This window comes from Micromonospora sp. CPCC 205739 (genome assembly GCF_036906795.1).
Classification (GTDB): Bacteria; Actinomycetota; Actinomycetes; order Mycobacteriales; family Micromonosporaceae; genus Micromonospora.
Window position 1 is genome coordinate 18,123 of record NZ_JBAKHS010000030.1, and the last position, 24,415, is coordinate 42,537.

Below are 24,415 nucleotides of genomic sequence, written 5' to 3' on the forward strand. Positions count from 1 at the left end.
GGAAGGGACCCCGCAGCCGGCGGCTGCGGGGTCCCTGGTCGGCATGCGGGGAGCGGGTTCGGTCAGTGGTGGTGCCGGTCGCGGCTTCGCCCGTAGCCGGCCGGTTCGGTGAGCGGGCTGTGGCCCCACACCCCGAGGCCGAGGCGTTTGGCCTGGTACATGGCCTGGTCGGCTTCGGCGAGGACCTGCCGGGGACTCATGCCGAGGCGCAGCAGGGTGAAGCCGACGGACGTGCCAATGTCGATCGTGGTGGCGTCGTTGTCGAGGTGGAGGGGCGCGCCGCTGATGCTGGACCAGGCGGCGTGGGCGGCGGCGACCACGTCGTCGCGGTCACCGCGAACGAGCAGCGCGAACTCGTCGCCGGACAGTCGTGCGGCGATCTCGATGGGCGCGTCGAGGCCCTCCAGGAGCCGTCCGACCTGGGCCAGCAGCACGTTGCCGGTGTCGTGGCCGAAGGTGTCGTTGACCGTTTTGAACCGGTCGAGGTCGAGCAGCACCAGCCCGAAGCAGCCGTGGTGATTGAGGGCGGCGCGCAGGCGGGTGAGCAGGAGACGCCGGTTGGGCAGTCCGGTGAGCTCGTCGTGGGTGGCGTCGTGACGGGCCGCGAGCAGGGCCTGGTGTTGGCGCCACAGCAGGGTGCCGGCGAGAGCAAGGCCGGCGAGGATCCCGCCGACGGTGGTGACGATCGTGTGCACGATGGGAGACACTCGTGTCGCTCCTTGTCTACGAAGGAGCACCGGGGGTGGGCGTGAGGCGACCAAACTTCGACGCCCGCCCCCGGGCTACCTGACGGCGGGGGCTACTGGCCGGGGGTGGGGGCGAGCTGGAAGGTGGCCGGGCGTTCCACGGTCTGCACGACATTCCCGGCGACGACGAGCTTGGCCAGAGCGTTCGCCACCGCTCCAGCGCTGGCCTTAGCCGCGTCCGTGCCGGCGTTCGCGGCGTCGACCAGCCGGCACAGCTCGCCGACCTTGTACTGCCGGTCCGGGTGCGCTTCGAGGACGTCCAAGGCCGCGCCGCGCAACGACCCGCCCGCTCGCCGAGCCTTGGCGGGGCCGGTCACGGCCTGCGGTGTCTCACCCGGCTCGGGGTCGTCCGGTTGCTTCTGCGGCACCGGATCCACCGGTGATTCATCGCCGGCGTCGTCGCCGATGGTCGTGCTGGCCTCAGGGTCCGGCATCACGACGGGACCAGGTGACGTCTGCGTCGGCTCGCTGTGGTCGTCACCTGCGACGGGGGGATCGCCGCTTGGACTGGTGGCAGATGAGCCCTCGTCGCTCTGGCTGTGCGCGTCGGTGGCGTCCGGCTCGGCGGTTGGCTTGGGCGTGTCTATGCCAGCTGGCCGGGGGTCGGCTGTGGCGGTTGTGGCGGTGGCGGTGCGTCCGGCGTCGGCCAGCCGCCACAGGGTTCGCCCGTCCGGGGTGCGGACCCGCTCCGCCTGCCCGGACTCTTCCCAGGCGCGCAGCTTCGGGGTGGTCGTGGAGTAGCCGAGCCCTGCCTTCTCCGCCACCTCCGCGGCGCTGGCCTCGCCGAGTTCGGCAAGCGCCGCCAGCACTCGCAACGTGCTGTGCGCGGAAGCGTTGTCCGGTGGGGTGTCTGTCATTGGCCTCTCCTCCTGGTAGGTGTGCTGTCGGGTTGAGGTCCTGGCACTGATCCACGCTTCGAGCGCGGCAGTGATCAAGTGCAGGGACCGCATCTCGGGACGGTGCGGCCGTGCCCGGGGCGGGCATGCCGAGGCGAGCGGGCAGGGGCCCGTTTCATGCGGCGTCGGACCTGTCGGCAGCCCGCGTGCACGGCGCTGTGGCGCCACTGGTGGACGCCGTCGTTGGGGCGCGGTGCGAAAGAGCGCCCTGCCCGGCCGGTGGGAGGGGCGGGCGAGGACGGTGCGGGCGAGGCCGGCCAGCGCGGTGAGGCCTGCCCGCATCCGGTCACGAGCCGGGATTGCGGTCGGGTCGCTTTCGTGCCAGAACCACAGGTGGGCGCCGACGCTGTAGTAGCCGTCGCGGTCGGGATGGCAGCGGTCGATGACGTCGAGGCGACACTCGCCGCCGGTGTCGTGCTCCTCGATCAGGACCAGGATGTCGCCCTCGAAGGGTGTACCTCCTGCCGAGGAGGAGAAGGAAAAAGGCGCGGCCTGTCGTAGGCCGCAGGCCCCCCTGCCCGGGGCGCTCGGCAGGCTGCTTCCCACGCTCACGACGGCATGGGCGGCAGCCGGAGGAGCGAAGGCAGCGCAGGGGTTGTGCTTGCGGCGGCGTGCGGAGGCACGGACGGCGGTTCGGGGCGACAATGCCACGCCGTATCAACTGGCCGCAGACATGGCGTTGGTGCTCGGCCTATCGCCCCTAGTACTGCAACGGCAGTTGGTTAGGGGTAACCGCGTCGTCGGTAGTGGCAGGTTCGGGCTCGGTGTTGGCATCGTCGGCGCCAGTGGGACTAGGACCAGGCCCAGACCTGCTCTGTTGAACCCGCACCAGAAGGACGTCCAGGAGTACTCCGTACCGCCCTGTCGTCGACGGCGCCCGCTCCCGAGACCGCCCCGCTGCTCTTGTTCAGCCGCTTCCGGCCGGAGCAGGCCCGGCTGGTCGGTGACGTGGCCAAGACGCGGTCGACTCACGTATCGGGAGGGGAAATGGGGGGCGGTCGAGGTGACGGCGGATGTCACCTTTGTGTACCCGGTGACCCCGGCGGGCGACGGCGGGCGGGACGCCGAGGTCGTCCGTACGATCGTGCGGCGTGAGGTGGTGATGAGCTGGGACGACCCGGCGAAGGTCATCGCCGAGCCGGGCCGCCCGAAGCGCTGCCCAATGAGATCAGCGTCGCGCTGAGCTTTCGTGACGCGGCAAGCCGCCGCTGGATGCGCGACTGGGATGGCTTCCGTGCCCCGTCGTCGCCCACCCTGACGAACCCTCCGGCAAGGAGGAGGTCGCGCGGCCGCCCTACATCTTCGGTGCGACGGATTGGGCGATCTTGATCAGTGCCTCCTTGTCGTCCGGCGCACCGTGCACAAACAGCACCCGCATCTGCGAGCCCGTCACCTTTGCTGCGGCGACCGAACCGATGCCGTCCGCCTCGTCGTAGGCGGCGGTGTCACCGATACCGTTGAGCGGCTCGCCGGTCCGGTTGGACAGGGCGGCGCGGACGTTGGCCGCCGCCGACGAGCCATTGTTCGGTCCGACCGACACGCCGACGGTGAGGAACAGCCGGCCGGCGTTGGCGAAGTCGCACGCGTAGGTGGTGGCGCCGGCGCTCTTGAGGGGCTTGTTCTCCTCGGCCTTCACGTCGGTCACGTTGAACGTCGAGTCGATGGTCTTCATGTCGACGAGCGGGCACGCGGCGCTGATCTTCTGCTTCGAGCCGCCCGCCGGCGCCGCCGTTTTCGCGCCGCCCGCGGCCGGCGACGCGGAGACACCGCTCTGCCACGTGGCGCCAACTGAGGCACCATCCTGCCCGCAGCCGCTGATCGACAGCAGGGTTACTGCCGTCGTGATGACCAGTGCCGTGCGGCGGTGGGCGATGTGGCTTCGCATCGTGATAGTCCCATCGGGTTGACGTCGGATCCGGTGTTGCCGGTAACGGCCGCCGTTGCCTGCCGCCGCGCATTCGCCCGGCGACCGGTTGCTGTGCCGGGAGCAGGGCGGCGTCCGGTGCAGACGGACAGTACCCGAGGCCGAGGACACGCTCGGGGTGGCATCCTGCCGCAGTCGCGGGCGCAAGCCGCTCATGCTCACCCCTAGTACTGCACGGCAGTTGAAGTACTAGGGGTGCCGTGCCCGCGCTGGGCGCGTGGGGCGCTGTCGCGACCAGGGCGCGACCTGTGGGGGTTAGAGGGTGACGGCGATGAGTCGCTGCGGCGGTGCGAGGGTGTCAAGGTGGCGCAGGGCCTGCTCGATGTAGGTGATGCGGTCGGCCAGGGCGTCGCTGGCGGGGGTGACCTTGCGGCCGTCTGCGGTGAGCATGGCGTCGCCGACGATGGCGGTGGCGGCGCGGTAGTGCTGGTAGGCCAGCGCGCCGGCCTGGTACATCTCCAGCTCCCCGATGTGGGGTTGGCCGGGTCCGGGGTTGGTGGCGGCGTGCAGGCGCATGGCGTTGACGCGGGGCTGGGCGTGGAAGTCCGCAGCCGCGGTGGCGTGCGGGTACCGGTCGGGGTTGGCGAGGTGACGTGCCTCGAAGGCGGGCCATGCGGTGGCGGGTCGGGTGCCGTGGACGGCGTGCTGCCAGATCTGGTGGCGGATGCCGGCGCCGACGGCGGCGGCGTGGCGCATCCCGTGCAGGTCGAGCAGCCGGACGGGTCCGCCGGCGCAGGCGGCGGGTTGGCCCTTGCGCAGGCCGATCAGGTGGTGGCGCTGCCATAGGCGCAGGCCGGGCAACGCCCAGAAGTGGGCGGTGAGGGTGCCGGGGACGCCGAAGTGCGTGGCGAGCTGGTGGGCGGTGAGGGCCTGCTGGGGAACGTCATCGGGCAGGCACACGATCATCGTGTGGACGGTCGGGGCCGGCCGGACAGTCGGCTGCGGGGCAGGGCGACGGCCGGCGTGGGCGGGGTCCGGCTTGGCCGCGGAGGCGGTGGCCCAGGTGGGGGCCGGCGTGTGGGGCAGGGCGGGCACGCGGCTGCCGTGTCGGGTCAGCGGGGTGCCGTTGACGGTCTGGGTCATGGAAGCGTCCTTCTTGATGCGGGCGCGCTGTGGGCGCGCAGGGGTGCCCGGCCCACCAGGGGCATGGGTCGGGTCAGGCAAACGGGGAAAGGCAGCGAGGGTGGCGCGGATGGTTGGTGCGACCGTCAGGGGCCGCCGCGCGGGGCGCGTGCCGACCGGCCGAGGCGGGTGGGCGTGGCGCACCGGTGGGTGCGGCGAGGGATCCCTGAGGTGGGACCGAACCGGGTGAAGCGATATGTGGGTGTGGTGTTGCCGAGAACGGTAGCGACGGGCTCTCACAGCGCCGCTCGACCGGAAATCCCGAACACAGGAGGCGTGGCCTGCGCTGTGAGAGATCAACAGGCGCTGGTCTGGAGTTGCTGCTGTGGGAGCCGATCATTCACAGATGATCTTGCCGTCTGACAGCCACTGACCCTGGTGAGGCGTGCCGGGGGATGGTGACCTGGGGTGTGAGCGGCTGTGAGCCGCGACGCGGGCGTGGGCGTCAGTGGCCGTCGGGGTGGGTGTAGCGGTGGGGGTTGGTGGCGGTGTTGTGGGGGCCATGGTCCGACGGCAGTTCGTGCAGCCATCGGCGCAGGCCCAGGTCGGTGGTGAGGGTCCAGGCGGGGCCCGCGGGGTGTTCGTCGTGCAGGCCGGTGGCCACGGGCATGGCGGTGGGTACCCCGGCGAGGGCGTCGAGCAGGTTGGCCTCGCGGCGGCGGTGGGGCACGCGCAGCAGGACGGGGTAGCGGGGACCGAACTCGGCGAGGCGTTCGTAGGCGCGCAGTTTGCGCAACACCCTGGCAAGCGGTTCGGTGCCGTTGTCGTGTTCGAGGAAGAACCCCACCGTTCGGCCGGCGGCGGTCCAGATGCCGTGGCCGTCCGGGCGGATCTCGGCGAAGGCGTACGCGGCGGTGGCGTGCTGTTCGGACCACCAGCGCAGCAGGCGGGCGTGCGGGTCGGTGCGGGTGTAGGCGAGCAGGTCGACGAAGAGCTGGTTGGTGCCGAGCAGGTGCCGCAGCCGGGGGCTGCCGATGATGCGTTCGGTGCGTTCGATGCTGCTGCGTGGCGGTCGGGCGTCCGGCCGCTCGGGGTCGGTGTAGGCGGTGGGATGCACGAGCATGCCGAGCGGGCCGAGGGTGTAGAGGTGCTGGCTGTCGCCGGTGGTCACATCGACGAACCGGTGCACAGCGTCGATGCGGTGCAGGGTGGCCAGGCGCAGCCGGGCCGAGCGCTCCGACGGGAACAGCGCCTGGGTGATCTGGGCGGTAGACAGCACATAGTGCTCGGCGAGCCACGCCAGCAGCTCCCGGTCGCGCAGGGTCAGCCGCCGCAGCTGGGACAGCCGGTGAGTCTTACTGGCCGGAGACCGGGGCGAGGGCGGACGAGACGCGGGGTAGGAGGATTCGCTGGACATGAGGGATCTCCTCAGGAGGTAGAAGGGAGACTCCCTCCCGTGGGGAGGGAGTCTGGAGCTGTCGCCGCCGACGGCGCAGCGCGGAAACGGGTGGTGTGCTGCGCTGACAGGAGCATCCGGGCGCCGTTCAGCGGCGTGTGGTGGTGAGAGGTGGTGAAGGTGCGGTGAAGCCACGGCGGAAGGGGCCACGGAAATCCGTAACCGCCGCGACAGCGCCATCTGGTTCCGACGAACTGGAGATAATCCCACCCGGACGACCAAGCCTGGCCCTACCAACGAGCGGGCGTGCCTCCGCAATACGTGACGCTCCGTCAGACGCCATGCGGGCAGTCGCTCGTCGGCGCGACAGCGCACTGCGCCACCCGGGCCAAGGCGCGGACAGCGCCATGGGCGTGAAGGCAAACGAAGAACGCAGCTCGAGCAGCGGGCAGCCGCGACGGGCGGTCGAGCTCTGGTCTGGCGATAGATTTGACCTGTGGCCTTGCCTGTCTTCTATGCGCGCCCGGAGTTCGTGGGCAGCACACTGAGTGTTCCGCCTGCCCTGGCCAGCTGGGACACGGCTGGATCACCTGGCCAGGTTTGCTTCGCCGCGTTTGCCGCCGACGTCCAGGCGGCCGTCGCCCCGAAGTTGCGCGTCACGCCGGATCCGCTCGCGCTGCGCGTGGACATCGGGCTGCCGGACATCGTGCCCCTGTTCGCGCTCAACGACCTCGACAACTACCTGTTTCCGCTCGTCCCGAAGCTGACCAAGGGCACCGGGCGGCAGTTCGCCTCGGTGTGGGCGACCAAGCGGCATGCAGCGAGGTCCTCGGTCGCGGTGTGCCAGACGCACACTGTCCAGGATCCCGGCGGGGTGTACTCGCTGCAGGTGTGCACGACTGCGTCGGCCAGTACCGCCGCCTACAAGCGGCAGATCCGCGACCAGATCACCGCCGCTCAACCATTTCCCGATGGGGGTATCGCCCTCCAGCTTGCGTTCGTGGTCGGGCCCCGCCGCGCCTGGCCGAACCTCTGGAAGGCCACGATCGACTCGCTCGGCTCAATCTTGGGGCGTGACGCCGGTGCCCGCGAGTGGAACGCACGCGACGGCCGCATCACAGACCTCGGGCTGCACTGCGTCATCGATCCCTCCGCGGGCAGCCACGTCACCATCGCGATCCGAGCCTGCACCGTCGGTAAGCAAGCGGCCCGCTGACGCGACGCCGCCGCCGCACGACCTGGGCTCGGCACAGCGATCAATGGTCAGGCAGGCCGATGCCGTGACGCCACAGGCCTGCCTAGCTCACGGTGCGCGGCAGAAGAGGATGCCGCGGACCGGAGGGGATTTGAACCCCTGGTGGGGCATGACACGCCAGCGGCCCCACGCGCCCTCGAGCCGGCCGTGCGTGCCCGACCTTCGACTCTGAGCGCTGCAATAACCCGGCTCTGCCACCGGTCCGGACGCATTATGCCGGTACGTTTCCGGCTGAGCAGCCGGCTTCTTGACGGCGCCGCGCGCTGTCGGCGGCAGATGAGTGCACTGGCCGGTTCGTTTGTGCGCCTCTCTGAACGAGAACCACTGCCCGGTCAAGGATTGCATTCCGTCCCTGCCGCAGGCTCGTGGATCGCCGGCGTATGCCGGTGTTGCCTGGGTTCACGAGGGCGCTGACTCGGCACGGCTGGTCGTGAGTGGTCGGCGCGTAGGGCCATGGCGAAGGTGATTGCGCCGAGGGCGGCCAGGGTTGCTATCGCGGCGAAGACTGTGCGTAGCCCGTTGAGTTGCAACGCCGGTCCGGCGGCGGTGTATCCGACGAATGCCCCCAGGTTTTCAGTGGTCGTCACTGCGGTCATCACGTGAGGTCGGATAGGTGCCGGGGTGCGTAGGGTGACGCGGGTGTTGATCGTTGCGGCTAGCAACGGCGTGGCCAGTCCCACCAGGAACAGCCCGCTAGCCATGACGAATGTCTGATCGACGAGTAGTAGCCACAGCGGGGCGCATTGCAGCATGGCGGCGCCGGTGAGGGCGGTGTTGTTCATCCGGCCCAGGCCTGTGACGGCCACCAGGCTGCCGATGGCGAGGCCGGCGCCGTTTGCCGCGATGAGTAGCCCTAGCGTCCGAGGGTCGCCTCCCAGGTCATCCATGACCAGCACTGGTAGGCAGATGAATATGGCGGGGACCGAGATGGTCACCAACGTCAGGGCGAGCACGAAGAGCCGAAGTGCTCGGTGGCGAAGCGCGTGGCGTAGGCCCGCGAACGTGGCGGCTTGCTCGTGGCTCGCACGAGAGGACTCCCTGTCCGTGCCTGCCACGACGGTTGCGGGCGGCCGGACGAAGGCGGCCAGGATGACGAAGGAGACGAGGTACGTGCCGGCGTCGATCCAGAGGACCTGGGCTGGTCCGAGCAGGGCGATGAGCAGGCCGCCGAGGGCGGGTCCGGCGAGGGCGGCGATTCTGGTCGCACCGTCGATCAGGCTGTTGGCGCGGGCGAGGAGTTTCTCGTCGGTACCCCGTGTCGGGCCGAGGAGGTCGGCCAGGATGAGCCGCTGCGAGGAGACGTAGGGAGCGGTGAACGCACCGAGACTGAACGAGACCGCCAGCAGGGCCGGCAGGCTCAGCCATCCCGTCTGATGCAGCAGCGGGATCAGCGCCATCAGCGGTACGCGTGCCGCGTCGCAGATCAGCATGGTGCGCCGCACACCGAGCCGGGCCACGACCCTGCCGCTGGGCAGGCCCAGTGTCGCGACGCCGAGGAACTCTGCGGCCAGAACCGCGCTCATCTTCACCGGCGAGCCGGTGGCCACCAGAACGAACCACGGCAGCGCCAGGAGGGTGAGCCAGGAGCCGAAGGTGGACAGCAGCTTCGCGACGAACAGGGCGAGCAGTCCCGGTGTGTGCAGCATCAGCTTGGACCGTCGTGCGTGGGGACGGCGTATCCGAAGAAGGCGACGCGGCGGGCGTTCGCCGTGCGGGGTCGTGTGGCGGCGGTGTACTCGCCGATGAGGGCTTTGATGCGCTCGGTTACCTCTACCAGCTCGTCGGGGTCGAGGTAGCCGATGTCTTCGCCGACCCAGGCCGCCTCCTGCCAGGCGGTGTCGAAGTCGTCCTGGTGGCGTTGGTAGGCGTCCAGGGCGGCGAGCCGCTGGGCGATGAACTGCTCTCGCAGCGCCCGGGAGGCGGCGGCGAACTCCGGTGAGCCGTCACCGGTCGCTGACCAGGTGATCCCTCGGCTGGTTGCTCGCCACGGCCGTTCGCGTCCTTCAGCCATCTCGGGTGCGGGCTCGACGAGGCCCCACTTGGCCAGCTGACCGATGTGATAGCTGATGGATGCCGTGGACTCGCCGGTCCGATCGGCCAGCTTTCGCCCTGAGGCCGGACCGTCGACGGTGAGCAGTTCGAGAAGCTTGAGCCGGATGGGATGGGCGAGCGCGCGCAGCGCCTGCGGGTCGGTGAGTTGCTTCTTCTGACCGGACGACATTGACCCAACATAGCTTGGCCAACACTTCTTGGCCAAGCTATGTTGTGAGCATCGCCGAACCACAGCGAAGCTGGCTACGACTTGATCCGTTCGGGCCTGGGGCCTCGTTCGTCGCCGCCCGTGCGCCGATCAACGGAGAGCAGGCCCACCGGGAGGTTGCCGATGCGGCGCGCGAACATCCAGCTCCTACTCGAGTCTCGGGGACTGCGCCCAAGATGGGGGCCGCCGAGGGCACCGGCGAAGGCTCGTGATCGATTTCATCCGTTGCGCGTCCTCAGCCGAGTTGGGCGCACTCATCTCGCAATGTGAGGGCGTCCGCGACGATGGCGGCAAAGGCAGCATGCTAACGAGCGTCAGGATGGGGCGGCTGAGACCGTCAGCACCAGCCATCACTCCGACAGGGCCGCCAGGGGACGTGGTCAGGAGTTGAGGGTGTCGCGGCTGTCCTGCTTGGTGGTGTCGCCGTCTCTGCCGCTGGTGCTGGCTGTGCTGGTGCTGACGTCGGCCTGCCAGGGTCTGGAGTATCGGTCGACGAGGGTATCGATGGCGCTGGCGTCCTGAGGTGTGATCGCGGCGGCGGCGATCTGCCGGATCGCGGTGGCTTCGCCGATGACCGGCTTCGGTGGGCGCGTGCGCATGGTGAACGCTGGTGTCTGCCGGCTGTCGGCGACGAGGCGGGTGGCGGCGGTGTAGGCGTCGAGGTGGGTCAGGTCGTGCTCGTCGACTTCGGGCAGGGTGTGCCGGGCGAGGACGCGGGCGTCCTCGGGCGCGCAGGAGAAGTAGATCTTGTTGCGGGCGTTCGCGGATGCGGCGGCGAGGAGTTCCTTGGGGAACTGGGCGAGGTCCTGGTGGCTGAGTACGAGGGACAGCCGGTACTTGCGGGCCTCGGCGAGCATCGTGTCGAGGCTGTTGGCGAGGGTGAGGAAGTTCTGTGCCTCGTCGATGATCAGGGTGGCGTCGCGCCGCTTGTCGGGGGCGATCTTGGCGCGGGCGGTGGCGGCTTGCCACACCTGCGCCAGGACCAGGGAGCCGAGCAGTTTGCTGGTGTCCTCGCCGAGTTGCCCCTTGGGGATGCGGACGAGCAGCGCGCCGCCGTCGAGGACTTTGCCCATGTCGAAGCTGGATTTCGGGTAGCGCATGGTGCGTTTGACGAAGTCGCGCAGTAGGAACGCGCGTAGGCGGGCGAGAACGGGTCCGATGACCTGGGAACGCAGGGCGGGGTTGAGCTGGTCGTACCACTGCCAGAACCCGCTGAGCCCGGCCGGGTCGTCGAGGTTGACTGTCATGGCCGACCGGAACTGCTTGCTGTTGAGCAGGGGTGGGATGTGTTGGAGGGTGACGTTGGCGTGGCGGAGCAGGGTCAGGCAGGCCACGCGCATCACGTCGTCCATGCGGGGTCCCCAGGCTTTGGCGAAGATGTTCCCGAAGATCGATACGAGGTTGTCGACGACGAGGTCGGGGTCGTCGCCGGAGAGCGGGTTGAGGGTGGGTGGGTTGGGCTGGTCGGGGTCGAACAGCACGACCCGGTCGGCGATGGAGGCGGGGAGCCGGTCGAGGATGTCGAGGACCATGTCGCCGTGGGGGTCGATGACGACGGTGCCGCGGCCGGCTTTGATGTCGTCGACGGCCATGTTGACCAGCAGGGTGGTCTTCCCGGAGCCGGTGGATCCGACCACATGCAGGTGATAGCGCGCGTCGGGCACGGACAGAGCGACGCCGTGGCCGCCGACCTCGGCAGTGCCGAGGGCTTTCGTGCCGCGCCCGCCGGTCGGGATAGCGACGGGGGTGGGCATGGACTTGGCGCGGGCCCGGTCGAGGCCGGGCACGGCGAGGTCGCGGGGCAGCGCCGCGAGGGCCGCCAGCTCCGGGGTGGATGTCAGGAACCCCCCACCCAGTCGCCGGTAGGCGAGAACGTGTAGAGGTGCGGGCATCCGGGCGCGGTGGGCCAGCCGGTTACGGCCGGAATAGACCGCGAACGACGAGGCAATAGTGTCGGCGAGACCGCGTAGCCGCCCCAGCTGGCTGGCGCCGGCGCGCTGGGTGTTCTTGGCGACGGCGTAGCGGATGCTGGTCTGCCACATCGGGTGGGATGTCTTGTCCAGGATCGCCCGCACGTCCCGCTCCACCCCCGGGTTCCGCCGCCCCGCTGCGGCGGCGGGCCGGGTGGTGGGGCCGGTGCGGCCGGGCAGGAATGCCTCGACGAGCCACAGCAGCGGCGCGGCCGGGTTGATGATGGGAACCGGGGTCCTGCCGTCGCGCAGCCGGGCGGCCGCGCGTCGGGCGCGCAGTGCCCGCCGTGCTGTGGCGGGGCGGGCCAGGATCTGCACGCAGGCGTGCTCGTCGGCGCGCAGCCCGGAGCCGGCGGACATCAGCGCCCGCAGCGGGTCGTTGTCGTGGTCGGTGTGCAACGGCAGCCATTCCGCGGCGGTGGGCAGCAGGCGCCCACCCACCGCTGCCCCTGCGTCGAGGGGGATCGGGGGTGCAGTGCTGTCGTCGGTGGTGCACGCGGCTCCCGGCCAGGCGGCGCGCACGGCCGCTTCGACCGCGCCGGGCGGCACGGTGCCGGGCACCCACACGGAGATGAGCAGCCGCCGGCCGGTCCAGGTGTACTGCCAGACCACGTGAGGGCTGCCGTAGAGCCACCGGCGGCGGCCAGATGGGGCGAGGGTGCCGGCGAGGTTGGCCCACAACGCGGACGCGCTGTGCGGGTCGACCTCGGGTGGCGGGGCGATCGTGACCAGGCGGGCGGCGTCGGCATGGCGCCGGTGCCGCCACAGTTCGAGGATGTTGCGGGCGGCGACGGAGGCGACCAGGGCGGCGGCGGCCACGGCGAGCAGCCACGGCCGCTGCGCCGCCCACCCCGCAGCGTCGACGACCCACCGGCCCGGCCCGGTCGGTGGCACGAGGAAGCCGGTGCCCGGCCCGGACGGGCGCGGCGTCGGCACGGCGGCGAGGATCGAGTGCTGTGGTGTCATAGGTCGGCTGCCTCCTCGGTGTCGAGGTCGACCAGGTCCGCCGGGCGGGTGGTGCACAGCAGGTGCTCGGTGTCGGAGGCGATGGCCTCGAAGCTGGTCCGGTTGGTCCCGGAGATCAGCAAGCCGGTGCCGACGCGGGCGGCGAGGAGCAGGCGTCGTTCGCCGGCGGTGAGGCCGAACGCGTCGCCGATGGCGTCGATGGCCTGTGGTGCCTGCTTGAGCAGGATCTGGGTGGCGGCGTTGGCGACGACGGCCTGGCCGAGGTCGGTGCCCAGGACGTCGGCGACGTCCTGGGTGATGACGGTCAGCCCGGCGTGGCGTTTGCGGGCGGCCTTGGACATGCGGAACAGGAACCGGGCGCCCTCGCCGTCGCGCATGAGCAGCCACGCCTCGTCGACCACGACCAGCCGTCTTGTGGCCAGATGGCCGGGGGTGTCGACGGCGCGCCAGATCGCGTCGAGGGCGAGAAGGGTGCCGACGGTGCGCAACTCGTCGGGCAGGTGTCGCAGCGACCACACCACGAGGTGCCCGTCCGGGCGGGTGGTGGTGGGTCCGTCGAACAGGTCGGAGAACGAGCCCTGCACCCAGGGGGCGAGGCGGGCGGCGAGCTGGCCCGCGGCCGGGTCGTCGTCGGCGCGCAGGATTGCGGCCAGGTCGCGCAGGAGCGGGGCGGGCCGGTGGTGGGTGGCCGGGTCGGCGGTGATGCCCGCCTGCCGGTAGACGGCCATGATCGCCCGGTCCAGGGCCGCCCGTTCGGCAGGTGGCGGCTGCTGGCCGAGCAACACCGCGATGAGCGTGTGCAGGAACAGCCCGCGGCGGGTGAGGACGTCGGGGCGGGTGTCTCCGGCCGGCAGGTCGAAGGGGTTGACCTTGACTCCGGCCACGCCCAGGCGGACCACGGCCCCGCCGACCGCGTCGGCGAGGCGGAGGTATTCGTCTTCGGGGTCGATGACCGCGACCTGCACCCGCTGGTAGAGGTTGCGCAGAATCTCCAGCTTCACGAAGTAGGACTTGCCGGCGCCGGAGCGGGCCAGCACGATCGAGTTGTGGTTCTCCTGGGCCCACCGGTCCCACCACACGATTCCCCTGGAGTCCGGGTTCACCCCGTAGAGCACCCCGCCCTCGGCGGGCGGGTCGCCGGGCAGCGGCGCGGGCAGGTCGGCGCTGGCCAGGGGGAACGCCGCCGCGAGAGCCTGGGTGTCCATGGTGCGCCGCACCTGCAGCGAATCCGACGCGAGGGGCAGGGTGGTGGTCCAGCCGGGGAGGTGCCGCCACGTGGCCGGCTGCACCTCGATCAACGTCGACGCGGCGGCGGCCTTCACCTGGGCGCAGGCTTCTAGGAGCTCGTCTTCGCTGCGGGCATGCACGGTGAGGTAGAGGCCGACCCGAAAGAGCTTGGCCGCACCGCGGGCGAGACGCTCGGCGAGGTCCGCCGCGTCGTCGGCTGCCGCTTCGACCGACGGGTCGGGCAACTTGCCCCGCTCGGCATCCGCCCGTCGCGACGATTCGAAGCGGGCCCGCTGCGTGCGCAGCTGGGCGGCGGCGACCGGCGCGGGCAGCGGCTCGATGTGCAGCGCCAGGTCGAGGCGGCCGGGCCAGGACAGCAGCGGTTCGAGCCAGGCGGGGCCGACCTCGGCCGGGTAGCCGGTGACCACCAGGGTGGCGGCGTAGCCGTCACCGACGCGCAGCATCCGCGGGGTCACCTCCACGGAGGCGGGCGCGATCGCAGCGGCCAACTCGTGACGGCCGCGATCGGCGGGGTGAGGTCGGTTGCGGATCCTCATGTCTGTCGGCTCCTTCGAAGTGGGCGAGGCTGCTGCGGTGCCGGGGTGGTGATGACGGTGTCGGGGGCGGCCAGCCCACCGGGTCGGGGTGGCCGGTAGGGGTCGGCGGCGCCGGCGATCGCGGCGGTGACAGCCGCCCCGTCCAGCGCGCGGGTGGTGACGCCGAGGCCGGATAGGGCGCGGGCGGTGTCGTCGGCGCGGCGGCGGGCGGTGTGCTCGCCCCGCTCGCCGGCGCTGGTGCGGGTGACGATGAGGACCTGCCGGCGCAGCGGATCCCGCCGCGCCGCGAGGTCGTCGAGGAACCGGGCATGGTCGGCCGCCGCGTCGGCCAGGGCCGGGTGAGGCAGCTTCTCGGCTGTCTGCGCGAGGGTGTGGGCGGCGGAGTGCAGGTCGACCGGTTGCGCGGACACCACGATCTGCGTCGGCGTGGACAGGCTGTTGAGCCAGCGGCCGAACGTGTCGACCAGGGCGGCCTGCTCGTCCGGCGTGCGCAGGGCGAGGTTGACGGTGGTGGCGGCGACCAACGCCGCCCGCGCGCCGCCGAGGCGGATCTCCCCGCCGTCGTCGATGGCGTCGGCGGGCAGCTTCAGCGGCGCCGGCAGCACCACCCTGTTATTGGGCGCCTGCACCCAGTCCGGAGTCTTCGACATCGTGTCGGTCGTCGACAGCGCCCGCGGCGCCCGCGAATGACGGACGGCGGCCAACAGCCACGCATCCAGCGAGAGACCGTCGCGGCGGCCCACGGCGACACCGAACACCAGCCCACCGACCACGACGGCAGCGCCGACGAGCACCGGGGCGGGCACCACCTGGTGCAGGGCACGCCAGGCGCCGTAGAACACGAGGGCCGCGACGGCGAGGATCGCCAGCTGCCGGAACGTCAGCCCGTAGAGGACCTTGTCGGGGGCATCGACGTCGGCGGGCATCCGCGCCCGCCCCGCCTCAATGCTGGCCTTCGAGAATTCTCGGCCGGTCATCGGCCCACCACCCTCAGCGCCCTGCCGAGGCCGGGAACGGAGCGAGTCATCTGCTGCACGACGATCACCCGCACGGCCGCGCCGAGCATGTTCGCCCCGCGTCCGCTGTCGCCCGTGGCCACGTAGCGGCGCATCAGGGTGGGCACCCGCAGCGTGGTCCACAGCATGACCATCACCACGAACAGGTTGATCACCCCGTCCGGATCCACCGGCAGCCCGAGTACGGGCAGCAGATGATCCGGGTCGGTGAGCATCCACTGGCCCGCGTAGAGGGTGAAGCCCTGCACCACCGGCACGGCGAGTACCCCGGCGTACGACTTCCACCACAGCCGCGCGACCGGGTCGGTCTGCGGCAGCGCGTGGCAGGCCAGAGCGAGGGGAGCGGCGGCGGTGAGGACGAGCACGACGGCGAAGCGGACGATCACGCTGAAGGCGGTGCCGGCGAGCAGGACGGCGATGATGGCGACGCAGACGACGAACAGCAGAGCCGCCGTCTTGTCCTGCCCGGCGGTGAGGTGGGTCTTGATCGCCCGCAGCGCTCCGTCGCTGCCCCCTTCCGGGGTGGTGAGGGCGGCGGTGAGGGCGTTGGCGAGGTCGATGAGCATGCCGCACCACAGCTGCGAGAAGTGGGCGGCGACGAACCCCACGATCAGCCGAGGGAGGAGATCCTTGACCTTGTAGCGGGATTCCTCGCCGCCGCCGGCGGTCATGGTGAGCACACCGGCGGCGAGGAACGCCAGGACGAAGACGGTGTCGACGACGAACACGGAGCGACCGGTCAGCGCCTGCACCTGCGGCAGGCCGGTGACGTTCGGGGTGACCAGCAGGACGCTGCTGATCACCCCGAACAGCGCGTCCAGGGTCGCCAGGATCGCCGTCGCTAGCCAGTCCAGGATCTGGTCCAGCAGGAAGCCCATGAGTCAGCCCCCGACGATTCCCTGGACGACCTGCAGCAGGACCGGGGCCAGCACCGCCAGGCCGTAGCCGACCAGGGCGTTCTTCAGCGCACCCTTGGCCTTGTCGACCTGCGCCGGGTCACCGCCGGCGGTCGCCCAGTAGACACCGGCCAGGACGAGGAACAGGGTGGCCAGCGCGGCGAGGATGCCCATCAGCCACGTCTGCAGGTTGGCGATCACCACCGGCAGCGAGTTAACCGCCAGCACCGGCATGCCGGGGTCGGCGTAGGCGGTAGCGGGAACGGACAGGAACACGGCGGCCTGTGCGGTCACGGCGGCGACATGGCCGACGCGGCGGGCGGCCGGGGAGTGGGTGAGGGCACGCAGGCGCGCCGGGATGCGGAACATGGGCTGGGTCACCTCCGGCCCCGCCGGTGTGGGATGCGGCGGGGCGTTAGTGGGCGGTCAAGGGGGGCCGCCGCCGGGCACGCGGGAACGCGTCACGAACCGGCCCGTCCCCGGGAGGAGCTCGTCCTCCCTTGTCGGGTAGCGGTGTGTTCGATGAGGTGTCAGCGCACCAAGCACTGCGCGGCACCCGAGGCGTCCGGCTCGCGGGCGGCCCGAGGTTGTGCGGGCCCGGCGGCGGGCGGGATCCTCAGGGCACCATGGGCGCCGCGAGAAGTCCCGCACCCCCAAACCGGCGCTTGTGTGCTCTGGCGAACGCCCTCGCTTCTCACCTCGGCTCGCACGCGCCCACAGTGGGGGGCGGCGGCGCTCACAGGGCAGGTCAACTTGCTATGGCCAAGCCGAGGTCGAGAGCCTGACGCCCCCCCGGCGCTGTCTCATCGCCCAACAGCGGCGCGCACCATTCACCGCGCGGCCATCCCTCTGGGAGTGCTGTCGGCGTACGGCTCACCGTGCCCAGCCGAGTACGGCCGAACGTGCAAGCTCCGAAGCGACGTTCGACGATTGACTACGACGCTCCAGCACCTGTGCGATCGATCCGGCCATTGGCTTCTGTCGGCGAACGCTGTCCGAGCCAGGCCGAGATCGTGATTACCGAATGTCACTTATCTTGCTCCCAAGTGGCCGCGCGGATCGCGGCTACCTATTGACTGGTGCTACGACCGCAGCCAGGCCAGGCTTGGTCGAGGTGACCGGCGGAGTCGCTCTCATCGCGGCTGCCCACCGCAGGTTGGTGTGGCTCTCATCTGGCGTGCGCCCAGATGTGGATACCTGATCAAGGTTTCTGCAGGACGGGACGCACCGGAGTCTCTCCGGCAGGACCGCCGTCGTAGACGGCCTCCGCCAGGCCTGGGTCACGGTAGGCGGTGGCGAGGGCGAGCCAGGCCAGAAAGCTGCCGTAGCCACCGCAGAGCGCCGAGCCGCCGTCGCCTCCGCACAGGACGGCTGGGTCGGTGGTGAACTCGGCCCGGTAGGTCGTCGCCGATGATCCGATCGCTGACGCCCATGAGCGGGCTGCGATGATCAGCGAATGGAGTTGGTACTCGATCCACCTCGCGGGGTAGGCCCGCTATCGCTCGGGATGACGATCGACGAGGCCCGCGGGGCACTCCAAACCCTCGGCCGGCTGACGCCGACCGCCCAAGGCGAGCTGGCCGTGCACCTGCCGAGCGGGCTGGGGTTCAGCGTGGGATTCGGGGTCGGACCAACACGGGGGCGGGTCATCGCGATCGAGGTGTGGCGTCCGCAGGAGCGGGACCTGGTGCGGTACCGCGATGTCGATGTCTTTGGGCTGCCCGCGCTCGAGGTCGTTGAGCGGCTGCGTCGCCACGTCGACATCGTGCCGAGCGAGAACGACGACGGGTTCACCGCGCGGGAGCTATACCTCGCACTATGGCGGCCGTTCGCCGCGGACGACGACCCGGACGAGCCGCAGGGCCACTTCTTCCAATCGGTGCTCTTGGCCCGGCCAGGCTACGACGACACCCCCGCCGAGGCAGCGGCGCGGCTCGCCGCTGGCGGCGAGCCGGGCTACTGACTCATCTGATCTGCGTCCGGTATCTCCTACCGGGCCACACCCATCGCGGCGCACTCGTCTCGACAGGGCCAGGTATTCGCTGCCCAACCACTCGCGCCCGACCGTGACGCCCGATCGGCGGCCAGATGAGTGCGCCACGGTGGGCCCGTTCAGCGCCGACGTCGACCGGTGACGATCAGGACAACTGCCATGACGGCGCAGCCGAGGGTGAGGACGGCGAGGATAACGAGCGACGGATTGACGTACGCCGGTACCAGGTCGTAGCCGGCGTTGCACCGGTTGTGCAGCGGAAACCACCGGCCCGGCTCCCGCCAGTGCTCGGTCCGGTAGCCGGTGTCGTAGTGCTGGCCCAGCCAGTCGCACGTCTCGCCGATATCGTAGGCAGCCCTGTTGAACAGGCCGTAGACGTACAGCAGCAGGGTGCAGGAGGCGGTGATCAGGGCGAGCCGGACCCAGCCGCCGGGCGACCGCCATGCCCGTACGGCTCCCCGGCCACCCCACAGCAGAGCGCCGAGTACGGCGGCCGGCACCAGCGACCGCATCATGGCACGTCACTGCAGAACGTGTAGGCGGTGAGGTACTCCGGCATCACGATCCGGATCCTCGGGGCGACCTTCCGGATCACGGCGGCGCGTAGAGGCGCTGGCGATCGTCCCGGACCACCTGCGGCGGATTCCGCAGCGCCCTCGTCCCAGTGCACCGGCACCACGGTACCGGCGGCAACCGCGACGGCTGCACCAGGGCGATGAATGCCCGAGCCGGGACGCGCGGTCGGCGGCATGAGCGTGCATCGACTCAGTTACTGCATGATGGTGACCGGTGGGTGCTCCTGCGAGGCGGTGCACCGGTAGACCTGGAGTGTGTAGCCACGACCAATTTCCACCTGGGTCGGGGTGTGGTCGACCGACTCGTCCTCCTCAGTGATGGGACGCCAGCTGCGGCTGTCGCCGTCCCATTCGTCGCTGGGGATGGTGAGAAGGGGTTCCAGCGGAGCGCCGCAGCACCGGAGCTCATCAGGGCCCGCCGGGCTCCGGAAGGTAAAGGAGGCGGACCAGCCACCGACCTTCCAACCGGGAGCGATTGACAGATCGCCCCTGTAACCCGGTTGCTTCTCGTCCGGTGACTGGAGGAGCTCCCTTTCTCGGGAAATGATGCGATCCGCCAGCTTGTCATCCAGCTCGTGATAAGCCGGGTACTCGATGACCTGCTCTGGGTTCAGAACGCAAGGTTCCGGCACGTAATAGCCCTGGCCGACGAAGGCCGGCTCGGGCGGGTGCACCAGCAGGTTCCGCACGCTTGTGGACCGCCGCCACCGTAGGTGCACCGCCGACCGCGCATCCATGATTTCGTCGAACGGGCACCACAGCACCTGAAGCATGTCCGTGCCATCGGGACAGGGCAGATCAGGGACGTCCCGGGCGTAGAGCTGCGCCAGCGGGATGAGCGGCAGCGGCTCCACCGGCAGCAGCACCGGGTCGTAACCGGCATCTACGCGGTCTACGACCACCTTCTCATCGGGAGTGAGCAGATTCGTTCCCGGCGGCCTCGGCCGCTGCCACGCTGCGGCGAGGATGCGTCGACGCGTGCGGACGTCCTCCAGCGTCGTCAACTCGTACGGCTCGTGCTCGTCGCTGCATGTCGGCCAGGCCTCGCCTACCGGCCACAGCAAAGGCCCACCCACCGAGCTGTCATGCACGGTCGGGTCTCCTGGGCGGGGATGAAGGCGGGTGGCGGTCCTGGCCCTCGCTGCCAGTTCCGGAAACAACGAGACCACATCCAACGGACGCGGTGGGGTCGTGCGCGTCATGATTCTCTCTCCTGATCATCGGCCTGCATCCAACCACGTGGCGCTGAGGAGGAGAGGAGCCGTCGCAGAGCCCGCTGGTCATCCGGTCAGATCTTTGTGAGTGCTGCATAGCGCGACGAGACGTTCCACCTCCGTAAGGCGAGATGCCCGGGTTCCCGCTACCGGCTGCTACACCCCAAGGCATCAGGCGCCCATCACCCCTCAGGCGCAGACAAGGCATCCGCTCATCGGCTAGAAGCGGATGCGCCGCCATGGCGATGGCGCATCGCTGGTCGCGGAAGGTCACGATGGCCATCGAGAGTCCCCATGGGTCTCGCTGAGGCACCGCTGGTCGGCTCGGAAGCGGTTGGAGGTGCGAAACTGCCCGCTCTCATCTCAGCGTCCGTCTACACGACGTTGTGCATGTTCAGCCGTACCTCGCTGCGCACGGTGACTCGTACGCAGACAAGTGCGAATGAGCCGCGGCATCCACCGGTCTGGACAGCGACGCATGCCGTCGGCTTCTCCCACGGCTCTTCACATCCGCTTCGGTCTGCGACCGGCAGCGTCCGCCTGAGACGGGCGCGAGCGGCCGGAAACACGAGGCGACGCCCTCACCTGGACGATGGCGGTGAAGGCGCCGCAGGGGTGGTGCTGGTCGTCGGGTTATCGATGAGGGGTTTCGGTGCGTGGGTTAGGCGGCTGCCGCCGCCGGGGACGCCGCGTGCGTGGCGTGTGGGCGGGCGGTGGCCCGGGCGGCGCGGGTGGCCGCCCGGTGCCCGGCCTTGGCCGCGAGGGCTTCGACGGCTTGCGGGGACGCGATGCCGGTGAGCAGGCCGGCGGCGAGAGCGTCGGCGATGCGGGTGTCGATGCGGCCCAGGCGCATCCGCAGGGCGTCGACGGTGACACCGAGTCCGGCGGCGATCGGCTCGATCGCCCGCCGTCCGAGCCGCACGTCGATGTAGGGCTGCTCGTCCTCGGCGTCGAGGATGCCCAAGCCGACCGCACGGCACACCAGCACGTCGGGATGCCCGTAGGGCGCCTTAGGGGTGCGGGGGCCGGTCAGGTGCTCGACGTCGGCGATGATGGTGTACTCGCTGGCCTGCAGACGCAGCTGGTGCCCGGCGCGCCACGCCGCCCGGCACAGCGCCGCGTACGGGGCGTCCTTGGCAAGGTCGACGCGGTCGCGTAGGGCGGTCAGGAAACCGGTGAGGACCTCGCCGTCCATGTCGTCCGGGTCACCGGGGTAGCCGGCGCACAACTGCCCCGCATAGCGGCGCAGCGCCGGCATGGCCATCCCGACTGCGGCGATCACCCACGCCGGTTCGTCCAGGCGCGCACGGCGGACCAGTTCCCGCCACACGCCGTCCCGCACGGCGTAGGCGCGGGGATGTCGCAGGAGCCAGTCGCGCAGCGCCGGCAGTGCCATGACACCCGACGGCGCACCGTCGTCGTCGGGGCCGCAGCTGTGGAGGTCGAGTGTCAGGGGCTCCGGCTGGCATGTCAACGCCGCGAAGGCGGCGTCGGCGGCGTCCAGCGGCGAGCTCAGCCAGTCCGTGGCGGACACGTTCATGTCACTACTCCCATGTCAGAGAAGGGGTTGTCGAATGACATCGCCGCGCTGCCGTGGCCGCGCGTCGGCACCGATTGCGCCACGGCGGGCACACAGACCCCTCACAGCGCAGGCCGGCACCCTGCGACACCCCGCCGCCGATCGTGACACCGCTTCCGCCAGTCGATCTCTGACAATGAGCCACATCAATCCTGTCCGCTTGTGTCGGTGTACTTGAGCTGGGCTTTGACACAGGCCAGATGCTCATCTCACCGGTTGCCCGGGCTTGCTGGCGCCCGTCAGCCGGACGCGCTCCGACGAGGACGCTGGCGTGGACGTGACGCTCACAGCCACTCACGGCCACTCGCAACGACTCTCCCCGGGCGCCGGTGACATCGCCCGGCGGCGCGATGTCACCGGCGCCGAATCTGACGTGGGGTCGGCAGTGCCGCCCGGACATCGGTGCCATCCGTGATGGCACCGCTGCCCGTGCCTGGATCGAATGTCATGTCAACGGCAGGCGGACATGATCAGCGATGACACGGCGCCGTTCTCACGCAAGACCCCACCGGCGCCGCCATCGACGGGTGCCACTGACATGCGGCGCGTGTCAGTAACACCGGGTGTCTGACAGCGCAGACCGGCCGAGATATTCGTGCCCTGACAACGTCCAACCTCGATCAGGTTCGTCGACGAAGCCCGCTTCCTTCACCGACATCGTCAGCAGGTAGACCGGCGCCAAGGCCCACCTGCTGCGAGCGTTGTGAGTCCCTGTGTGCCGCTGTGAGATCCGGGGGCGTTCGCCGGAGCACACAAACGCCGGTTTGGGGATGTCAGCGCACCGACCGCGCGGCGCGGAGCCGACACCACATGAACGAGCACACGCCGCAGCATCCCCACGACCCTGCCCATGCCGTCGACCCCATCGGCGTCGACCCGACCTTGATCGACCTTGTGGCCGGTGACCCGCCGGTCCCGGTCACGGTGTGGCGCACCGTCCGCACCGACGCCGACACCGGCCGCGCCATCGGCGCCCGCCTGGCCTACCGGCTCGTGGCCGCCTACAGCCGCCCCGGCGACGCCGTCGTCGACCTGACCGGCGGCCACGCTCTGAGCGCTGCCTGCGCCGCCGGTCGGCGCCGGCACCACCCGGGCTGGTTCACCGACGCGTCCAGCCTCATCGTCGGACCGGCCACCCCGCCGGCCCGCCACACCCCTGCCGAGGTGTCCGACGACAGCGACCTGCCGGACCTGCACGCCTGGTTCGGTGACGACCTCACCGACCCCGACCTGCCCCCCATAGGAGAGCAGGCCACCCCGCCGTCCGGCGGCACGTCGCTGCAGGAGGCCACAAGCCTGGTCGTGGCCTGCTGGCCCCTGGACCCCGCCGACTCCAGCAACCGGATTCGGCTGGCGTGGCTGCTGACCACGTGCGCGCGCCTGCTGCGCCCCGGCGGCTGCCTCATCCTCGTCGTCACTGTCCCCATCACCTCCGGCAGGCCGGAGGACTTCACCCCGGTCGCCACCGCCGCCTCTGAGGTCGGGCTGGGCTACCTGCAGCACATCGTCGCGGTCGGCGCCGACACCGACGGCGACGCGTTCGTCTACCACGTCACCGACGAGGAACTGCTCAGCCTCGCCCAGCAGACCGGCGAGCACTGGCAGGTTGCGCACCTGCGGGTGCATGCCGACCTGCTCGTGTTCAGCCAGCACCAGGCGCCGGACCCGCAGCGCGGCTCTCGCCGGCAGGGCGGCCGCCGTGGCTGAGCACCCGCCGTTCCCTGCCGACCCGCACCAGCCACCCACCACCGCAGCCGAGGACACCGACTTCAGCCCACAGCGCGCCGAGCCGAGCCCAGAGGTGCTGTCGGTGTGGGCGACCGCGCAGCGGACGGGACCGGTGCAGCGCCGCGGCCGGTACGTGCCGGAGTCGGTCAAGCACCCCGCCCGGATGCTCCCGGCCATCGCCGCGCACGCCGTGCACGCCTACACCCAACCCGGCGACCTGATCCTGGACCCGATGTGTGGGATCGGCACCACCCTCGTCGAGGCCGTCCACGCCGGCCGCGACGCCATCGGGGTGGAGTACGAGTCCCGCTGGTCGGACATCGCCGACGCCAACATCACCCACGCCCACAGCCAGGGCGCCACCGGCCGGGCATCCGTGGTCCGCGGCGACGCCACCCGCATCCTGTCCCGGCTGCCCGCCGCCCTCGCCGGGCAGGTCACCCTCGTGGTTACCTCACCGCCGTACGGGCCGACCGTGCACGGCCTGGTCCGGCCGGGCGCGGACGGGGTGGCGAAGTACGACAACGCCTACAACGACGGCACTGACCGGGGGAACCTCGCCTACCGCGACCTCACGGGCCTCACCGACGGCTTCGAACAGATCCTCGCCGGCTGCGCGACACTGCTGCGCCCGGGCGGCACCGTGGTGGTCACCGCCCGGCCGTGGCGCAAGAACGGCCAACTGGTCGACCTGCCCTCCGCCGTCATCGCCGCCGGCACCCGCGCCGGCCTGATCCCCACCGAGCGGTGCGTCGCCCTCCTCGCGGCCGTCCGCGACGGGCACCTCGTCGCCCGCCCGTCGTTCTTCCAACTCCAGGCCGTACGCAAGGCCCGCACCGCCGGCACCCCACTGCACCTGATCACCCACGAAGACGTGCTCATCTTCCGACGACCGACAACCTCCGCGAGTCTCGGCGAGCTGACGGGCTCCCCAGGAGAAGCCAGCGGCCGCCAGGGCTGGGCCGGCCGGGACGCGGCCGAAAATCCGGGGGAGGGAGGTTGAATGCCCGTCCCACCAGGCCGCTCATCGGATCACTGTGCACCGGCTACGGCGGCCTCGACCTGGCCGTCGAGCTGGTGCTCGGCGGCCGGCTCGCCTGGTACGCCGAAACCGACCGACACGCCCGCACCGTCTGCGAACATCACTGACCGCAC

General features: G+C 70.7%; 21 protein-coding genes and 1 tRNA gene. 6 read left to right on the top strand and 16 right to left on the bottom strand.

Annotation, left to right across the window (positions count from 1 at the left end; all coding sequences use genetic code 11):
• Positions 1–62: 62 nt before the first annotated feature.
• Positions 63–707: a GGDEF domain-containing protein gene (locus V6U88_RS27865; protein ID WP_334457498.1), complete on the bottom strand. Its 645-nt coding sequence runs from the start codon at positions 705–707 to the stop codon at positions 63–65.
• A 92-nt stretch (positions 708–799) separates the two neighbouring features.
• Positions 800–2,188: a MarR family winged helix-turn-helix transcriptional regulator gene (locus V6U88_RS27870; protein ID WP_334457500.1), complete on the bottom strand. Its 1,389-nt coding sequence runs from the start codon at positions 2,186–2,188 to the stop codon at positions 800–802.
• Positions 2,189–2,645: 457 nt separating this feature from the next.
• Here V6U88_RS27870 and V6U88_RS27875 point away from each other — a divergent pair, with 457 nt between their 5' ends.
• On the top strand, positions 2,646–2,825 hold the full coding sequence (locus tag V6U88_RS27875; RefSeq protein WP_334457501.1) for a hypothetical protein: 180 nt from the start codon (positions 2,646–2,648) through the stop codon (positions 2,823–2,825).
• 111 nt (positions 2,826–2,936) lie between these two features.
• Here V6U88_RS27875 and V6U88_RS27880 read toward each other — a convergent pair whose 3' ends face one another.
• The 3 genes from V6U88_RS27880 to V6U88_RS27890 all read right to left on the bottom strand — a co-directional run bounded on the left by V6U88_RS27880 (position 2,937) and on the right by V6U88_RS27890 (position 6,045).
• Positions 2,937–3,527 (bottom strand): hypothetical protein, encoded by a 591-nt coding sequence (locus tag V6U88_RS27880; protein ID WP_334457502.1) that lies wholly within the window; start codon positions 3,525–3,527, stop codon positions 2,937–2,939.
• A gap of 294 nt (positions 3,528–3,821) precedes the next feature.
• On the bottom strand, positions 3,822–4,649 hold the full coding sequence (locus V6U88_RS27885; protein WP_334457504.1) for a hypothetical protein: 828 nt from the start codon (positions 4,647–4,649) through the stop codon (positions 3,822–3,824).
• A gap of 484 nt (positions 4,650–5,133) precedes the next feature.
• Positions 5,134–6,045 (bottom strand): replication-relaxation family protein, encoded by a 912-nt coding sequence (locus V6U88_RS27890; protein WP_334457505.1) that lies wholly within the window; start codon positions 6,043–6,045, stop codon positions 5,134–5,136.
• A 475-nt stretch (positions 6,046–6,520) separates the two neighbouring features.
• Here V6U88_RS27890 and V6U88_RS27895 point away from each other — a divergent pair, with 475 nt between their 5' ends.
• Positions 6,521–7,240, top strand: a complete 720-nt coding sequence (locus V6U88_RS27895) for a hypothetical protein (protein WP_334457506.1) — start codon at positions 6,521–6,523, stop codon at positions 7,238–7,240.
• A 115-nt stretch (positions 7,241–7,355) separates the two neighbouring features.
• Here V6U88_RS27895 and V6U88_RS27900 read toward each other — a convergent pair.
• The 8 genes from V6U88_RS27900 to V6U88_RS27935 all read right to left on the bottom strand — a co-directional run bounded on the left by V6U88_RS27900 (position 7,356) and on the right by V6U88_RS27935 (position 16,540).
• Positions 7,356–7,483, bottom strand: a tRNA-OTHER gene (locus tag V6U88_RS27900).
• Between the two features lie 128 nt (positions 7,484–7,611).
• Positions 7,612–8,925, bottom strand: a complete 1,314-nt coding sequence (locus V6U88_RS27905; RefSeq protein WP_334457507.1) for an MFS transporter — start codon at positions 8,923–8,925, stop codon at positions 7,612–7,614.
• Positions 8,925–9,500, bottom strand: coding sequence for an ArsR/SmtB family transcription factor (locus V6U88_RS27910; protein WP_334457509.1), 576 nt, complete (start codon positions 9,498–9,500; stop codon positions 8,925–8,927). The genes V6U88_RS27905 and V6U88_RS27910 overlap by 1 nt, the downstream gene beginning before the upstream one ends.
• Positions 9,501–9,919: 419 nt before the next feature.
• Complete coding sequence (locus tag V6U88_RS27915) at positions 9,920–12,475, bottom strand: helicase HerA domain-containing protein (protein ID WP_334457511.1); 2,556 nt, start codon at positions 12,473–12,475, stop codon at positions 9,920–9,922.
• Entirely contained in the window at positions 12,472–14,259 is a 1,788-nt protein-coding gene (locus V6U88_RS27920; protein ID WP_334457514.1) for a VirB4 family type IV secretion system protein, read from the bottom strand. Before V6U88_RS27920 ends, V6U88_RS27915 begins: the two co-directional genes overlap by 4 nt.
• Entirely contained in the window at positions 14,256–15,185 is a 930-nt protein-coding gene (locus V6U88_RS27925; RefSeq protein ID WP_334457555.1) for a PrgI family protein, read from the bottom strand. The genes V6U88_RS27920 and V6U88_RS27925 overlap by 4 nt, the downstream gene beginning before the upstream one ends.
• 47 nt (positions 15,186–15,232) lie before the next feature.
• On the bottom strand, positions 15,233–16,153 hold the full coding sequence (locus V6U88_RS27930; RefSeq protein WP_334457516.1) for a hypothetical protein: 921 nt from the start codon (positions 16,151–16,153) through the stop codon (positions 15,233–15,235).
• A 3-nt stretch (positions 16,154–16,156) separates the two neighbouring features.
• Positions 16,157–16,540, bottom strand: coding sequence for a pilin (locus tag V6U88_RS27935; protein WP_334457518.1), 384 nt, complete (start codon positions 16,538–16,540; stop codon positions 16,157–16,159).
• Between the two features lie 1,138 nt (positions 16,541–17,678).
• Between V6U88_RS27935 and V6U88_RS27940 the strand changes: the two genes are divergently transcribed.
• Entirely contained in the window at positions 17,679–18,134 is a 456-nt protein-coding gene (locus tag V6U88_RS27940) for a hypothetical protein (protein ID WP_334457520.1), read from the top strand.
• A 149-nt stretch (positions 18,135–18,283) separates the two neighbouring features.
• Here V6U88_RS27940 and V6U88_RS27945 read toward each other — a convergent pair whose 3' ends face one another.
• From V6U88_RS27945 to V6U88_RS27955, 3 genes are all read right to left on the bottom strand, one after another.
• Positions 18,284–18,679: a hypothetical protein gene (locus tag V6U88_RS27945; RefSeq protein ID WP_334457522.1), complete on the bottom strand. Its 396-nt coding sequence runs from the start codon at positions 18,677–18,679 to the stop codon at positions 18,284–18,286.
• Between the two features lie 254 nt (positions 18,680–18,933).
• Positions 18,934–19,941 carry a hypothetical protein gene (locus V6U88_RS27950; protein WP_334457524.1) on the bottom strand — a complete coding sequence of 336 codons (1,008 nt, stop codon included), beginning with the start codon at positions 19,939–19,941 and terminating at the stop codon, positions 18,934–18,936.
• A 673-nt stretch (positions 19,942–20,614) separates the two neighbouring features.
• Entirely contained in the window at positions 20,615–21,493 is an 879-nt protein-coding gene (locus tag V6U88_RS27955) for a hypothetical protein (protein WP_334457526.1), read from the bottom strand.
• Positions 21,494–22,342: 849 nt separating this feature from the next.
• On the opposite strand from V6U88_RS27955, the gene V6U88_RS27960 reads away from it, so the two are divergent.
• The 3 genes from V6U88_RS27960 to V6U88_RS27970 are packed head-to-tail and all read left to right on the top strand — an operon-like array spanning position 22,343 to position 24,409.
• Positions 22,343–23,239, top strand: coding sequence for a hypothetical protein (locus V6U88_RS27960; RefSeq protein WP_334457528.1), 897 nt, complete (start codon positions 22,343–22,345; stop codon positions 23,237–23,239).
• Positions 23,232–24,263 (top strand): TRM11 family SAM-dependent methyltransferase, encoded by a 1,032-nt coding sequence (locus V6U88_RS27965; RefSeq protein WP_334457529.1) that lies wholly within the window; start codon positions 23,232–23,234, stop codon positions 24,261–24,263. Before V6U88_RS27960 ends, V6U88_RS27965 begins: the two co-directional genes overlap by 8 nt.
• Positions 24,260–24,409 (top strand): hypothetical protein, encoded by a 150-nt coding sequence (locus tag V6U88_RS27970; RefSeq protein ID WP_334457530.1) that lies wholly within the window; start codon positions 24,260–24,262, stop codon positions 24,407–24,409. Before V6U88_RS27965 ends, V6U88_RS27970 begins: the two co-directional genes overlap by 4 nt.
• Positions 24,410–24,415 lie beyond the last annotated feature (6 nt).

Bases quoted from the DNA above. Each gene is read 5' to 3' on its own strand.
- V6U88_RS27880 (WP_334457502.1), bottom strand. From the start codon at position 3,527: ATGCGAAGCCACATCGCCCACCGCCGCACGGCACTGGTCATCACGACG.
- V6U88_RS27885 (WP_334457504.1), bottom strand. From the start codon at position 4,649: ATGACCCAGACCGTCAACGGCACCCCGCTGACCCGACACGGCAGCCGC.
- V6U88_RS27890 (WP_334457505.1), bottom strand. From the start codon at position 6,045: ATGTCCAGCGAATCCTCCTACCCCGCGTCTCGTCCGCCCTCGCCCCGG.
- V6U88_RS27905 (WP_334457507.1), bottom strand. From the start codon at position 8,925: ATGCTGCACACACCGGGACTGCTCGCCCTGTTCGTCGCGAAGCTGCTG.
- V6U88_RS27910 (WP_334457509.1), bottom strand. From the start codon at position 9,500: ATGTCGTCCGGTCAGAAGAAGCAACTCACCGACCCGCAGGCGCTGCGC.
- V6U88_RS27915 (WP_334457511.1), bottom strand. From the start codon at position 12,475: ATGACACCACAGCACTCGATCCTCGCCGCCGTGCCGACGCCGCGCCCG.
- V6U88_RS27920 (WP_334457514.1), bottom strand. From the start codon at position 14,259: ATGAGGATCCGCAACCGACCTCACCCCGCCGATCGCGGCCGTCACGAG.
- V6U88_RS27925 (WP_334457555.1), bottom strand. From the start codon at position 15,185: ATGCCCGCCGACGTCGATGCCCCCGACAAGGTCCTCTACGGGCTGACG.
- V6U88_RS27930 (WP_334457516.1), bottom strand. From the start codon at position 16,153: ATGGGCTTCCTGCTGGACCAGATCCTGGACTGGCTAGCGACGGCGATC.
- V6U88_RS27935 (WP_334457518.1), bottom strand. From the start codon at position 16,540: ATGTTCCGCATCCCGGCGCGCCTGCGTGCCCTCACCCACTCCCCGGCC.
- V6U88_RS27940 (WP_334457520.1), top strand. From the start codon at position 17,679: ATGACGATCGACGAGGCCCGCGGGGCACTCCAAACCCTCGGCCGGCTG.
- V6U88_RS27945 (WP_334457522.1), bottom strand. From the start codon at position 18,679: ATGATGCGGTCGCTGGTGCCGGCCGCCGTACTCGGCGCTCTGCTGTGG.
- V6U88_RS27950 (WP_334457524.1), bottom strand. From the start codon at position 19,941: ATGACGCGCACGACCCCACCGCGTCCGTTGGATGTGGTCTCGTTGTTT.
- V6U88_RS27955 (WP_334457526.1), bottom strand. From the start codon at position 21,493: ATGAACGTGTCCGCCACGGACTGGCTGAGCTCGCCGCTGGACGCCGCC.
- V6U88_RS27960 (WP_334457528.1), top strand. From the start codon at position 22,343: ATGAACGAGCACACGCCGCAGCATCCCCACGACCCTGCCCATGCCGTC.